This window comes from Blautia sp. AF17-9LB, from assembly GCF_003479185.1.
Lineage (GTDB): Bacteria > Bacillota > Clostridia > Lachnospirales > Lachnospiraceae > Fusicatenibacter > Fusicatenibacter saccharivorans.
In genome coordinates this window covers 51,759-65,452 of the sequence record NZ_QUGU01000002.1, presented here as the reverse complement: position 1 = coordinate 65,452, position 13,694 = coordinate 51,759, and the positions used below count along the sequence as shown (strand labels likewise).

General features: G+C 51.5%; 11 protein-coding genes and 1 riboswitch. All 11 genes read right to left on the bottom strand.

The window, feature by feature from the left end; translation table 11 throughout:
* Positions 1-98: 98 nt before the first annotated feature.
* On the bottom strand, positions 99-1,277 hold the full coding sequence (locus DWX00_RS02370) for a phosphoribosylaminoimidazolecarboxamide formyltransferase (protein ID WP_118594604.1): 1,179 nt from the start codon (positions 1,275-1,277) through the stop codon (positions 99-101).
* A gap of 31 nt (positions 1,278-1,308) precedes the next feature.
* A complete protein-coding gene (locus DWX00_RS02365; protein WP_022463110.1) occupies positions 1,309-2,022 on the bottom strand; it encodes an IMP cyclohydrolase in 714 nt (237 codons plus the stop codon).
* Between the two features lie 78 nt (positions 2,023-2,100).
* A riboswitch (ZMP/ZTP riboswitch) is annotated at positions 2,101-2,181 on the bottom strand.
* Between the two features lie 132 nt (positions 2,182-2,313).
* Entirely contained in the window at positions 2,314-2,796 is a 483-nt protein-coding gene (locus DWX00_RS02360) for an acyl-CoA thioesterase (RefSeq protein ID WP_022463109.1), read from the bottom strand.
* Positions 2,797-2,837: 41 nt separating this feature from the next.
* On the bottom strand, positions 2,838-4,115 hold the full coding sequence (locus tag DWX00_RS02355; RefSeq protein ID WP_055227011.1) for an O-acetylhomoserine aminocarboxypropyltransferase/cysteine synthase family protein: 1,278 nt from the start codon (positions 4,113-4,115) through the stop codon (positions 2,838-2,840).
* Between the two features lie 158 nt (positions 4,116-4,273).
* Complete coding sequence (locus DWX00_RS02350) at positions 4,274-6,685, bottom strand: ribonucleoside triphosphate reductase (protein WP_055227013.1); 2,412 nt, start codon at positions 6,683-6,685, stop codon at positions 4,274-4,276.
* A 247-nt stretch (positions 6,686-6,932) separates the two neighbouring features.
* Positions 6,933-8,168: a GTPase HflX gene (gene hflX / locus DWX00_RS02345; protein ID WP_055227015.1), complete on the bottom strand. Its 1,236-nt coding sequence runs from the start codon at positions 8,166-8,168 to the stop codon at positions 6,933-6,935.
* An 18-nt stretch (positions 8,169-8,186) separates the two neighbouring features.
* Positions 8,187-9,221, bottom strand: a complete 1,035-nt coding sequence (locus DWX00_RS02340; protein WP_117804213.1) for a tetratricopeptide repeat protein — start codon at positions 9,219-9,221, stop codon at positions 8,187-8,189.
* Positions 9,218-10,564, bottom strand: a complete 1,347-nt coding sequence (glmM, locus tag DWX00_RS02335; protein WP_022462134.1) for a phosphoglucosamine mutase — start codon at positions 10,562-10,564, stop codon at positions 9,218-9,220. The genes DWX00_RS02340 and glmM overlap by 4 nt, the downstream gene beginning before the upstream one ends.
* Positions 10,565-10,668: 104 nt before the next feature.
* Positions 10,669-11,589 (bottom strand): nucleotidyltransferase family protein, encoded by a 921-nt coding sequence (locus DWX00_RS02330; RefSeq protein ID WP_055219722.1) that lies wholly within the window; start codon positions 11,587-11,589, stop codon positions 10,669-10,671.
* A gap of 92 nt (positions 11,590-11,681) precedes the next feature.
* Positions 11,682-12,758, bottom strand: coding sequence for a peptide chain release factor 1 (prfA, locus tag DWX00_RS02325; RefSeq protein WP_022462136.1), 1,077 nt, complete (start codon positions 12,756-12,758; stop codon positions 11,682-11,684).
* Between the two features lie 75 nt (positions 12,759-12,833).
* Positions 12,834-13,691 carry a peptide chain release factor N(5)-glutamine methyltransferase gene (prmC, locus tag DWX00_RS02320; protein ID WP_117801937.1) on the bottom strand — a complete coding sequence of 286 codons (858 nt, stop codon included), beginning with the start codon at positions 13,689-13,691 and terminating at the stop codon, positions 12,834-12,836.
* Positions 13,692-13,694: the final 3 nt, after the last annotated feature.

Sequence of the window (13,694 nt, the reverse complement as noted above, 5' to 3'; positions counted from 1 at the left end):
ACTCTCTCTTTGATGATACATGTGCGAAAAAAAGAAAGAATCCGGCCGCCCAGAGACCGGATTCTTTCTTCTTATATAAATATAAAACGCATTTCTTTTTAGTGATGGAACAGACGGATTCCTGTAAATGCCATCGCCATGTTGTACTTGTTGCAGCACTCGATGACAGCGTCGTCACGAACCGATCCGCCCGGCTCTGCGATGTACTGGACGCCGCTCTTGTGTGCGCGCTCGATGTTGTCACTGAACGGGAAGAAGGCATCGGAACCTAAGGTTACGCCCTTCATCTGGTCGAGCCATGCACGTTTCTCTTCTCTTGTGAAGACTTCCGGTTTTACTTTGAAGATCTTCTCCCATGCGCCGTCTGCGAGAACATCCATGTACTCCTCGCCGATGTAAACGTCGATCGCATTGTCACGGTCTGCACGGCGGATGCCGTCTACGAACTGCAGATCCAGCACCTTCGGGCACTGACGCAGGAACCAATTGTCGGCTTTCTGTCCGGCAAGACGGGTGCAGTGCACACGGGACTGCTGGCCTGCGCCGACACCGATGGCCTGACCGTCTTTGACGAAGCATACGGAGTTGGACTGGGTATATTTTAAGGTAATCAGTGCAATCTTCAGATCGCGTTTTGCTGCTTCCGGAATCTCTTTGTTCTCGGTTACCACGTTGGAGAGCAGCTCATCGTCGATCGGCAGCTCCTGGCGGCCCTGCTCAAAGGTAATGCCGAAGACCTGTTTGTGCTCGAGCGGAGCCGGACGGTAATTCTCGTCGATTTTGATGACGCAGTAGTTACCTTTTTTCTTTGCTTTCAGGATTTCCAGTGCTTCATCGGTAAATCCCGGAGCGATGACACCGTCAGAAACCTCGCGTTTGATCAGGGATGCGGTGTCTTTGTCGCAGACATCAGAAAGTGCGATAAAGTCGCCGAAAGAAGACATACGGTCTGCGCCTCTGGCTCTTGCATAAGCGCATGCTAACGTAGAAAGCTCTCCCATATCGTCTACCCAGTAAATTTTACGCAGGATCTCGTCCAGCGGAAGACCTACGGCTGCACCTGCCGGGGAAACGTGCTTGAAGGAAGTTGCTGCCGGAAGACCGGTGGCTGCTTTCAGCTCACGTACCAGCTGCCAGCCATTGAAGGCATCCAGAAAATTGATATAGCCCGGACGGCCGCTTAATACTTCGATCGGAAGATCTCTGTCATCATCCATGTAAATTCTGGAAGGTTTCTGGTTCGGGTTGCATCCGTATTTTAACGCTAATTCTTTCATGATTTTCTCCTTTCGCAAAACACTCGATTTCTTATTTATTTTTATTCACGATTCTTGTCTCATACTTGCCGGTTGCAATGTCGATATAGCGTGTGAAGAGGGACACCTTGTTGTCCTCGTTTAAGCTGCTCCAGAGCAGTTCGGTGAAGGCATCGATGTCATCCGGAATCTCGACCAGTTTTGGCTCACCCTCAAAGCTTGGCAGCGGATTGCCGTCGTGCATGTAGGTGTGGATGAAATGGCCTTCCCCTGCTACACAGTTATCATAGGAGAAGGTGTAGCGGTTGCACTGGGACGGATCGCCGTTATTGCTCTTTAAGATCGACATCTGGTAGCCGTACGTTCCGTTCTCTACGTGCATCACACCGGAAATACGAGGAGTGTAGTTCGGTGCATCCGGCTCAAACTCTCTGCTTCGAAGGGATACCTCAAACGTTTTTCCCTGCTCCAGTCCTTCGTATACGGTATCGGTCTGGTCTCCGTTTGTTACGATCGTATCATTTCCCAGAACGCGTACCGGTGCGTAGATGATCAGGCTCGGATCTTCCAGCTTCGACGGATCAAACGCCTGTGTGCGGATTCCCTCACCCTCCTCAACAAAGACACGGTTGCGGCTGTTCTGGCTTCTGCCCATAATAAAGTATCCGGCAACGGCTTTTGTGCCGTCTTTGGATCTGCCGATCACAATTCCTCTTCCTGGATATGCATTTCCTTTTAATTCCTGTTCCAGTGATACTTTTTTCATCTTCTGATCTCCTTTTCAAGGTGGCTGGAATGGGATTTTCTGTTTTTGGATAAAAAAACAGACCCACTCCCCCAAGCATTCTTCTGCCCAGACGGTCGGCCTCTTCTCACGCTATACTCCCTGTGGTCATTTCCACTTCCGTCAGTCGTATAACTGCCTTTACCTTAACATGGAAAATCCCGCCTGTCAAGGGACACGGCGGGATTTTTTTAAATGAAATTTTCAGAATGCACGAAGACAGCTCCGGTAAACGCCCCGGTGGATTCTGCAAATGTGCGGGTGAACGTCAACTTAGAACCCCTCTCTGTGACGCTCTTTTCGCAGTTCATAGCGGCGTTTTCCGCCCTCCCACTCAGCTTCCTGCTCCGGGGATTCCAGAATCAGGCCCGGGACGGGAAGTGCGCGGCCGTTCTCGTCGATGGCCACCATCACCACGTAGGCACGGTTGATCATTTTCCGAATGCCGGTCGCAAGCTCTTCCACGTACGTGTCGACGCGCACCTCCATTGAAGTGCGTCCGACATACGTCACCCTTCCGACCAGTACGACGGTGTCGTTCAGAAAAGCAGGATGCTTGAAGTTCAGATTGTCGATGCACGCGGTGGTTATTTCGTGGCCGCAGTGGCGGCGTCCCACCAGACCGGCAAGCTCATCGATCCACGCGACCAGCTGGCCGCCGAACAGACGGCCATAGCCGTTGATATGGCGGTGCATCAGAAGATACGACTGCTCTGTCTCAGAATCTTTTACGCGTTTCTTTGCCATTTCTTCCATTTTACCAATACGCTCCTTTTCACATCCTGTTTTTTGTATCTTTATACGTTCGCAAGCGCCTGATCAAGGTCTGCAATGATATCGTTCACATCCTCGATGCCGACTGACAGACGGATCAGATCCGGCAGAACACCGGCTTCGATGAGCTGCTGATCGTTCAGCTGGCGGTGGGTATGGCTTGCCGGGTGCAGAACGCAGCTTCTTGCATCGGCAACGTGTGTTACAATTGCTACCATTTTCAGGCCGTTCGTAAAACGCATCGCACCGTCTCTTCCGCCCTTCGGTCCGAAGCAGAGAACGCCGCACGTTCCGTTCGGCATATATTTTTCTGCCAGTGCATGGTATTTGCTGTCTGCAAGGCCTGCGTACTCAACCCACGCTACCTTCGGATGATTTTTCAGGAACTCTGCCACTTTCTCGGCATTTCTGCAGTGGCGCTCCACGCGCAGGTGCAGGGTCTCCAGACCGACATTCGTCAGGAATGCATTCTGCGGGGACTGGCACGCTCCCATATCACGCATCAGCTGCGCGGTTGCTTTTGTGATATACGCTTTTTTACCGAATTTCTGCGTATAAATCACGCCGTGGTACGATTCGTCCGGTGTAGTAAGGCCCGGGAATTTGTCTGCATGCGCATCCCAGTCGAAGTTTCCGGAATCGACAATCGCTCCGCCGAGCGCCATTGCATGGCCGTCCATGTATTTTGTGGTGGAATGGGTGACAATATCTACACCGAACTCGAACGGACGGCAGTTGATCGGGGTTGCAAAGGTGTTGTCGCAGATCATCGGAACGCCGTGCTCATGTGCAAGTTTAACAAACTTGTCAATGTCAAGTACAACACCTGCCGGGTTGGAAATCGTCTCGGCAAAGACAGCTTTGGTGTTCGGCTGGAATGCTTTTTCCAGCTCATCTGCCGGCGCATCCTGGTCCACGAGGGTAGTCTCGATGCCGAATCGTTTTAAGGTAACGGCGAGCAGGTTGGAGGTTCCTCCATAAACCTTTGCCGCGCAGACAACGTGGTCGCCTGCCTCACAGATGTTGGTAACAGCAAGCATCGTTGCCGCCTGGCCGGAAGATGTGAGCATGGCTGCCACGCCGCCCTCCAGATCGCAGATTTTCTGTGCTACGACGTCGTTCGTCGGGTTCTGCAGACGGGAATAGAAATATCCCTCTTCCTCCAGATCGAACAGTTTTCCCATTTCCTCGCTGGTTGCATATTTGAATGTTGTGCTCTGGTAAATCGGAAGTACACGCGGCTCACCGTTTTTCGGCTGCCATCCTCCCTGTACACAGATTGTGTCCTGGCTGTATCCCATAATTTTTCTCCCTTCTGTAAGTGAAACCGGTCCACCGGGCCGATTTCTGCTGTGCTCAGCGCCATAATAATACCCCCACCCGGGATGCCCGGGCGAGGGTATCACTTTTTCCTATTATAACTCTGTTTGTTCTTTCCTGCAACTATATGCGCACAGATTTAGGAGAGATATTCATCCACATATTTCTGGATATTGGAAGCATTCACAATCTTCTGCGCCTGGCCGTCCTCCACAACGAGAAGAGTCGGTGCCTGCATGATGCCGTACTGTGCGGCAAGATCCGGGTGACGCTCTGCGTCGATCACCTCATACTGCTCCTCGGCGAGCATTTCTTTTGCCATTTTGCAGTTCGGGCAGGTGCTTGTCGTGAACAGGTACATGCCGTCTTCCTCGATTTTATCTGCTGCTGCAGCGGCTTTCGGCTCTTCTTTTCCAGCGGCCTGCTCTGCCAGTTTCTCTGCTGCGCCGTACGATTTCATTTTCTGCTCCGGCGATTTGGAGTGGATGATATCATATACAGTTCTGTTCTTGTACTCCTGGCGTTTTCCGTCGTTCCAGTTCTTGACCGGACGGTAATATCCCGTGATACGGCTGTAAACCTCTGCCTCTTTTCCACAGATCGGACATGTAAAATGCTCGCCGGCGAGATAGCCGTCGTTCGCACAAACAGAATACGTCGGGGACAGCGTGTAGTACGGCAGTTTGTAGTTCTCTGCAATCTTCCGCACAAGGGAAGCTGCTGCTTTCCAGTCCGGCAGTTTTTCGCCAAGGAACGCATGAAATACAGTTCCCGAGGTGTACAGCGTCTGCAGATCATCCTGAATATCAAGCGCAGAGAAAATATCCTCGGTATAGTCCACCGGCAGATGGGAGCTGTTGGTGTAGTACGGGGTATCTCCCTCATGGCCTGCGGTCTTGATATCCGGCCATTTTGCACGGTCGTGTTTTGCCAGACGGTATGCGGTCGACTCCGCCGGAGTTGCCTCAAGGTTGTACAGATCGCCGTACTCCTCCTGGTAATCAGAAAGACGCTCTCTCATATGGTTCAGAACTTCTTTCGTAAACTGCTGTGTCTTCGGATCCTCCAGACCCTTTCCGAGCCATGCGGCATTTAAGCCGGCCTCGTTCATACCGATCAGACCGATGGTTGAGAAGTGGTTCTCAAACGTTCCAAGGTACCGTTTCGTATATGGATACAGTCCCTCATCCAGGAGACGGGTAATGACCTCACGTTTCGTCTTTAACGAACGTGCGGCAATATCCATCATATGATCGAGACGGCGGTAGAACTCTTTCTCATCTTTGGACTGATATGCGATACGCGGCATATTGATGGTGACAACGCCGACCGATCCGGTGCTCTCGCCGGAACCGAAGAATCCGCCGGTTTTCTTTCGAAGCTCACGCAGATCCAGGCGGAGACGGCAGCACATGGAGCGCACGTCGCTTGGTTTCATATCGCTGTTGATGTAGTTGGAGAAGTACGGGGTACCGTATTTTGCAGTCATTTCGAACAGCAGACGGTTATTCTCCGTATCGGACCAGTCAAAATCGGATGTGATGGAGTAGGTCGGGATCGGGTACTGGAAGCCTCTTCCGTTGGCATCTCCCTCGATCATCGTCTCGATGAACGCTTTGTTGACCATATCCATCTCTTTTTTACAGTCTTTGTACTTGAAGTCCATCTCCTTACCGCCGACGATCGCCGGAAGCTCCGCGAGGTCATCCGGTACGGTCCAGTCGAGTGTGATGTTGGAGAACGGTGCCTGGCTTCCCCAGCGGCTCGGTGTGTTGACGCCGTAGATAAACGCCTCGATGCACTTCTTCACTTCGCCGTAGCTTAAGTTGTCCACTTTGACGAACGGCGCCAGATACGTATCAAATGAAGAAAATGCCTGCGCACCTGCCCACTCGTTCTGCATAATGCCGAGGAAGTTGACCATCTGGTTGCACAGAACCGAAAGATGTCTTGCCGGAGAAGAAGTAATCTTTCCGTTGATGCCGCCAAGTCCTTCTTTGATGAGCTGTTTTAACGACCATCCTGCACAGTAGCCGGTCAGCATCGACAGGTCGTGGATGTGAATATCCGCGTTGCGGTGTGCCTCGGCGATCTCGTCATCATAAATCTCTGATAACCAGTAGTTGGCTGTGATCGCGCCGGAATTGCTTAAGATCAGACCGCCGACAGAATACGTTACGGTCGAGTTCTCTTTGACACGCCAGTCCTCTACTTTTACGTAGCTGTCCACGATCTCTTTGTAGTCTACGATCGTCGATTTCATGTTGCGGATTTTTTCCCTCTGCTTGCGGTACAGAATGTAAGCTTTTGCCACTTCTGCGTAGCCGCACTGGATCAGCACGTTCTCCACGCTGTCCTGAATTGCCTCCACTGAAATTTTTCCGTCTTTGATCTTGGACTGAAAGTCCGCTGTTACGCGCAGTGCCAGCATCTGAAGCATGTCATCGCTGAACTGCATATCTTTTGCGCCGAATGCTTTTCCAATCGCATCGGTAATCTTTTTCATCTGGAACTCTGCAATCGTTCCGTCTCTCTTTTCTACCTGAAACATGGAATCCCTCCTGTTAATTCAACCGTTTCTGCAAGGCCTTTTTAAGGTTCCACTCTTTGCAGTGTCTGAACCATATGATAGCAGAGCATGTTTCTCCCGTCAATAGTAAAAAGTACCATATCTAGTGTGAAATTTTCTAACATCACTAGATATGGTACTTTTACTTGTATTCTGTCCCTTCCATTTTTCGGCGCTGTACGGCGCTTAAAGGGATGTACTGCCGTTTTTAAGCCCGCTTGCCATACCTCTATACCCTCGGATAGATATCCTTCGGTACATAGGCTTTTACGCGGATGCCTTCCGGCAGATATTCTTCTTCGAGCAGAATTCCGTATCCGCGGATCAGTGAAATCGTTCCCGCCTTATCGTACGGATAGAGGCGCTCGATATAGATTTTTCCCTCCATCATCCACGAGGAGAGTAAATTTTTGAGGTCTTCGAGTCCCTGTCCTGTTTTGGCAGAGACCGCAAGGCTCGCGTCTGCCCGGAAATCTTTTACAACCATCGGGGCGAGAAGCTTATCCTGCTTGTTCAGCAGGGTGACGATCTTTTTGTCCTCAACTTTCAGTTCCCGCAGCGTATCGTACACGACCTGCATCTGCAGCTCCATCTGCGGATTTGACGTATCCACAACGTGGAGAATATAGTCGGCATACCGTGCTTCCTCCAGCGTACTGCGGAATGCATCGATCAGATGATGTGGCAGCTTATTGATAAATCCAACCGTATCGGTCAGCAGGATTTCCTGTCCATCCGGAAGGGTCAGTGACCGCGTCGTCGTATCCAGCGTGGAAAACAGCATTGCATCTGCCAGAATTTCCGATCCTGTCAGTGCATTTAAAAGACTGCTCTTTCCCGCTGACGTATAGCCTACGAGCGCCGCTACCGGGATTTTGGAACGTTTTCTGCCTTCACGAAGGAGCTCTCTGTGCTGGCGTACTTCCTCAAGCTCACGTTTTAACTGCGTAATACGCGTGCGGATCAGGCGCCGGTCGGTTTCCAGCTTTTTCTCTCCCGGTCCTCTCGTACCGATTCCGCCGCCGAGACGGGAAAGCGATGTGCCAAGGCCGGAAAGTCGGGACGCACGGTACTTTAACTGGGCCAGCTCAACCTGGATTTTACCCTCGCTGCTCACGGCGCGCGCCGCAAAGATATCCAGGATCAAAAGCGTACGGTCCATGATCTTGCATTCCAGTGCTTCCTCCAGCCCTTTTAACTGGATCGAGGAGAGCTCATCGTCGCAGATGATGCCCGTCGCATCGCAGGCGCGCACCAGAATTTTCAATTCCTCTAATTTTCCTTTTCCGATGTACGTTCCCGGATGAATGGCCTCCCGCACCTGCACCAGGCGGCCCTCCACCTTCGCACCGGCGGTGCTGGCCAGTTCCGCCAGCTCGTCGAGCGATTCTTCTGCGTTTGCGCCGCCGTTTTCCTGTACGCCGACCAGAATCACGCGCTCCTGTTCTTCTCTTAAATCAAACAATCCAACTTCCTCCGTCTGTTATCGGTTCTGGAGAAACGTATTTTCCCGCTGCGCCGCGGTGTTTTCCGGGTATGCTGCCAGAAAATCCGCCATCAGCGACTTCGCGGTATCAAAATCCGCCCGTTTTTCATAGGATACAATCTGGTTGAACAGCAGATTTTCCCGGTCGGAATCCTCTGCCGTTTTGAGTCCTTCCTCGATATACGAGAGTGCACTGTCCGTGTCGTTTTCCGCAAGTGCGCAGAGCGCCAGCCCGTTGTTTGCTGCCGCCGCAAAGCCATCTGTCGAAAGATACGAAGAAAACAGTGCTTTCGCCTCGTCGTTCTGACCATTGGAAAGGTAAACCTCGCCGAGCATTTCCATCGCCGCGCTGCTGCCGTCCTTCATTGCCTTCGAGAACGCTTTGACCGCCTCGTCCTGCTCCTCCAGATAGTAGTATGCACAGCCGATATTATAATAATCCTCGGTCGTTTTCGGCTCAATCTTCACTGCCGCTTCGAGGTAACGGTCTCCGTCCGCCTTCATACTGCTCTCCTGATACAGCTCGTAAATGTCAAAGCAGAGCTGATAGCTCTCCTTCGTCTCCACTGCCGCATCAAAATCCACCTTCGCCTGCTCGTAATTCTTCTGCAGGAAGTACGCGCGTCCCCTAAGGAACAGCGCATCGGCATCTGCCTTTTCTTCCTGAATATTGGTGCAGATCTCAATGGCTCCATCCAGATCTCCGGCCTGTACGCAGGTTTCCGCCTCGTAATACATGACATCGCGCGAAAACTCCGCGTCTTTGTGCTTCATGCTCGAAAGACTGCTCTTGAAAGCCTCTTTTGCCTTGTCATACTCCTGGCTTTTCAGATAAGCGATGCCGAGCGACCGGTAGCTCTCCGCCAGTCGGTCGCCTGCCTTTACGGCTCCCTCCAGCATCGCAATCGACGTTACGTAGTCCTTCTGTTCGAGCGCCTCGATGCCCTTTTTATAAAGCTTTGAATTTTTATTTTCACAGCCGCCAAGCACCATTGCCGCCGCCAGAAAAAAGATTACCAGTCTTTTTTTCATTCTGTCACAAGTCCTTCTTTATGCATCACAGAAACAACCTGGTCTACGTATTTTGCACACGTTGCGTCGTCCGGTGCTTCCACCATGACACGGATCACCGGCTCGGTGCCGCTCTCTCTTACGAGGATGCGTCCGTCATCGCCCAGGGCCTCTGCTACGTCTTCTACTGCTTTCTGTACTGCCGGGTTGGCCTTTGCAGCTGCTTTGTTTGCCACGCGGACATTCTTTAAGAGCTGCGGGTAAATCACTACCTCGGCTGTCAGGGTGCTGAGCGGGAGTTTCTTATCTATCAGCACTTCCATCACCATCAGGGAGGTCAGGATTCCGTCACCGGTCGTCGCGTGCTTGCTGAAAATGATGTGGCCGGACTGCTCTCCGCCGAGAGAATAGCCGTTTGCCATCATGTTCTCGCACACGTATTTGTCGCCGACTGCCGTCTTCTCATACCGGATACCGGCGCGGTCACACGCTTTGTAAAGACCGAGGTTTGACATGATCGTGGTCACAATCGTATCTCCGTTTAACTGGCCTTTTTCTTTTAAGTATTTCCCGCAGACATACATGATCAGGTCTCCGTCTACCACATTTCCCAGCTCATCGACAGCGATGCAGCGGTCTGCGTCTCCGTCGTAGGCAAATCCGACATCGAGGTGTTTCTCTCTTACATATTTCTGAAGCTCTTCGATGTGGGTGGAACCACAGCCGCAGTTGATGTTTGTTCCGTCCGGCTCGTTGTGGATCACATATGTCTTGGCGCCGATGGCATCAAACACGCTCTTGGCTACGGAAGAGGCACTTCCGTTGGAGCAGTCGAGTCCGACTCTCATGTTTTTAAAGGATTTTGTCGGAATCGAGATCAGATGTCCGATGTAGCGGTTTCTTCCGGCTGCAAAATCCACGGTGCGTCCGATGTCTTCTCTCGTTGCGAACGGGATCTTCGGTGTTCCGTCGTCGATGTAGGCTTCGATCTGCGCTTCGATGTCGGCTTCCAGTTTCTGTCCCAGGCCGTTGATCACTTTGATTCCGTTGTCATAGAACGGGTTGTGGCTGGCGGAGATCATAATTCCGCAGTCAAAGTTTTCGGTACGGACAACATAGGAAACGCTCGGGGTGGTCGTTACATGCAGCAGATAAGCGTCTGCTCCCGATGCGGTCAGTCCTGCTACCAGCGAATATTCGAACATGTAGCTGGAGCGTCTGGTGTCTTTTCCAATGACGATCTGTGCTTTGTGGTCTTTTCCGAAATACCATCCGAGGAATCTTCCCACTTTATATGCATGCTCAACCGTCAGATCAATGTTTGCTTCCCCGCGAAATCCATCTGTTCCAAAATATTTACCCATGGTATGCTCCTTTCCCCTTTCGGGCAGAAAGCGTGTCTGAAATTTTTTGCAATCATTCAAACACGCTTTTTCTGGTTATTCACTCAAATAACAAAATATCGTAATTAGTCGTACAGCTTCTCGCTGTATACGCCGTCCGCAATCAGTTTGCGGAATGCTTCTGTTACGGAAGCTTTGTCTTCCTGATACGTTACGCCGAACCACTCTGCGTCGGTCGGAAGAACTTTTACTTCTGCTTTTCCTGCGTGCAGCAGCTCGTCGATGTAGATCGGAAGGAGGTACTCGCCTTTTACATCTCCCTCTTTCTGTGCAGAAAGGAATTCAACAAAGCCTTTCTCCAGAAGATCAATGAACTCCGGCTGCAGTCCCCACATGTTCATGGAAACAAGGGAGTTTTTGTCGATCGGATCAACCGTTCCGTCTTCTTTTTCAACGCCTGCGCCCTCTGCGGTCTTTACGATGTTTTTCGTCTCGTTGACACCGGTCAGATTTCCGTTTTCATCAACGACGCAGACACCTCTTGTAACACCGCCGTTGTCACTTAAGGTGTTTCCAAGCACGAATCCTGCCATGGAGATCGGCATAACTTCATCCACATCATGCTCCTGTACGAGGTAGTCGTGCAGTTTTACGAACGGATCTTTTCCGTAATAGTCATCAGCATTGATAACAGCAAACGGCTCTTTTACAAGACCTTTGCAGGCAAGAACGGCCTGGCCGGTTCCCCACGGTTTGGTACGGCCTTCCGGTTTTGCAAAGCCTGCCGGCAGATCATCGAGCTCCTGGAATGCATATTCCACCTCTGTGATTTTGCTGATGCGGTTGCCGATGACTTCCTTGAAATCTTTCTCCAGATCCTTGCGGATGATGAAGACTACTTTGTTGAAGCCGGCTTCCAGTGCATCATGGATGGAATAATCCATGATGATCTCCCCGTTTGGTCCTACTGGCTCAAGCTGTTTGATTCCCTTTCCAAATCTGCTGCCGATTCCGGCTGCCATGATCACAAGTGCTGTTTTCTTCATAGCGTTTTCCCTTTCTCTTTTCCCCTTTTTTCTCTTGTTTATTCTATCAACAATCGATCCTGTAGACCAATCGTGATTCGCAGCGTTTATTATTATGCTTCTTCCTGCATGCTGCTCAGCTTTGCGGCCTGATCGGCTGCAATCAGACTGTCGATGATTTCATCCAGATCGCCGTTCATAATGGCGTCCAGTTTGTATAAGGTCAGTTTGATTCTGTGATCCGTCACACGTCCCTGCGGGAAGTTGTACGTACGGATCTTCTCAGAGCGGTCTCCCGTTCCGACCTGGCTCTTTCGAAGCTCGGCCATCTCATCGTGCTGTTTCTGCTGCTCTAAGTCGTACAGACGGGCACGCAGAATCTTCAGTGCCTTGTCCTTATTCTTTAACTGTGATTTCTCATCCTGGCAAGAAATGACGATGCCGCTCGGGAAGTGGGTCAGACGGACTGCTGAGTCGGTCGTATTGACACACTGGCCGCCGTTTCCGGAAGCACGGAATACATCGAATTTGTAATCCTTCGGGTCGATCTGTACTTCGACGTCGTCCACCTCCGGCATGATCGCTACGGTCATGGTTGAGGTATGGATTCTTCCGCCGGACTCGGTTTCCGGCACACGCTGTACGCGGTGCGTGCCGCTCTCGTACTTCATCCGGGAGTACGCGCCTGCTCCGTTGATCAGAAGTGTTGCGTCTTTAAAGCCGCCGATTCCGTTTTCATCGGCGCTGGTCAGCTCTGTTTTCCAGCCGCGGCTCTCTGCGTATTTGATGTACATACGGCAGATTTCTGCGGTAAAGAGTGCCGCCTCGTCTCCACCGGCACCTGCGCGGAACTCCACGATAACGTTCTTGTCATCGTTCGGGTCTTTCGGCAGAAGCAGGACTTTGAGCTCCTGCTCCAGCTCCTCTACGCGTTTTTTCGCATCGGAGAGTTCTTCTTTCAGCATTTCGCGCATCTCTTCGTCGGATTCCTCCTCGAGAAGCATCAGGCTCTCTTCGATGGTCTGTTTCTGTGTTTTATAGTCCTTATATGCGTCTGCGATCGGCTGGAGTTCTGCCTGCTCCTTCATCAGCTTCTGGAACTTCGCCGCATCGGCAGCGACGTCCGGCTCGCTTAACTGATTCAGTACCTCCTCGAGACGCATGAGGATATCATCAAGTTTATCAAACATAAAATGACTGCTCCTTTTTACTGTTTTCGTCTGTTTATGATGTCATTATGGTGTCAAAATTAAAATTCATTTCTGTCAGGGTTTTTTGTGCCAGATACCGGCCACCACGCGGTCCAGGCCTGCCAGATCTTTCAGAACCTGTACATCGGCAAAGCCGTGGGTTTCCATCAGCTCCCGCACTTCATCTCCCTGATCGTATCCAATTTCAAAACAGAGCTTTCCGCCCTCTTTTAAATAGCTTCCTGCCTGCTCTGTAATCTTCCGGTAAAAGACAAGACCGTCCGCACTGCCGTCGAGTGCCATCCGCGGCTCATGGTCGCGCACCTCCGGCATCAGGGTTTCAATCACATCCGTGCGGATATACGGCGGATTGCTTGCGATCACATCGAAGGTTCCCTCGATGTTTTCAAATAAGTTGCTCTTTACGAACGATGCCCGTCCGCCCGCCTGTGCGCCGTTCTTTTCCGCAACCTGTAAGGCTTTCTCGGAGAGATCCGCGCCGATTCCCGTGCAGTCCTCTCTCGTCACAAGAAGCGATATGAGGATGCATCCCGAACCGGTGCAGAGATCGAGGATCCGTGCATCTTTTGGAAGGCCGCGGAGCGCTTCCTCCACAAGAATCTCGGTGTCCTGCCGCGGAATCAGTACATGCTCATTCACAAAAAACGGAATTCCGTAGAACCACGCCTCTCCGGTCAGCTGCTGCAGCGGAATGTGTTCGCCGCGCTTTCTGACCAGCGCTTCGTACTGCTCCTGCTGTTCTTTTGGCATTTCATCTTCACTGTGTACAAAGTAGGTGCTGTGGCTGATCCCGCAGACATACTCCAGTAAAAGCCATGCGTCCTGCCGGGCTTCCTCCACCCCCTGCTTTTGTAAGTACAGAATAGCGGATTCCAGTGCAGATTTCAAGTTTTTTCTATCGTGCACACTCATCGG

Bases quoted from the DNA above. Each gene is read 5' to 3' on its own strand.
- glmM (WP_022462134.1), bottom strand. From the start codon at position 10,564: ATGGGTAAATATTTTGGAACAGATGGATTTCGCGGGGAAGCAAACATT.
- DWX00_RS02350 (WP_055227013.1), bottom strand. From the start codon at position 6,685: ATGTTTCAGGTAGAAAAGAGAGACGGAACGATTGCAGAGTTCCAGATG.
- prfA (WP_022462136.1), bottom strand. From the start codon at position 12,758: ATGTTTGATAAACTTGATGATATCCTCATGCGTCTCGAGGAGGTACTG.
- DWX00_RS02365 (WP_022463110.1), bottom strand. From the start codon at position 2,022: ATGAAAAAAGTATCACTGGAACAGGAATTAAAAGGAAATGCATATCCA.
- DWX00_RS02360 (WP_022463109.1), bottom strand. From the start codon at position 2,796: ATGGAAGAAATGGCAAAGAAACGCGTAAAAGATTCTGAGACAGAGCAG.
- DWX00_RS02370 (WP_118594604.1), bottom strand. From the start codon at position 1,277: ATGAAAGAATTAGCGTTAAAATACGGATGCAACCCGAACCAGAAACCT.
- DWX00_RS02330 (WP_055219722.1), bottom strand. From the start codon at position 11,589: ATGAAGAAAACAGCACTTGTGATCATGGCAGCCGGAATCGGCAGCAGA.
- prmC (WP_117801937.1), bottom strand. From the start codon at position 13,691: ATGAGTGTGCACGATAGAAAAAACTTGAAATCTGCACTGGAATCCGCT.
- DWX00_RS02355 (WP_055227011.1), bottom strand. From the start codon at position 4,115: ATGGGATACAGCCAGGACACAATCTGTGTACAGGGAGGATGGCAGCCG.
- DWX00_RS02340 (WP_117804213.1), bottom strand. From the start codon at position 9,221: ATGAAAAAAAGACTGGTAATCTTTTTTCTGGCGGCGGCAATGGTGCTT.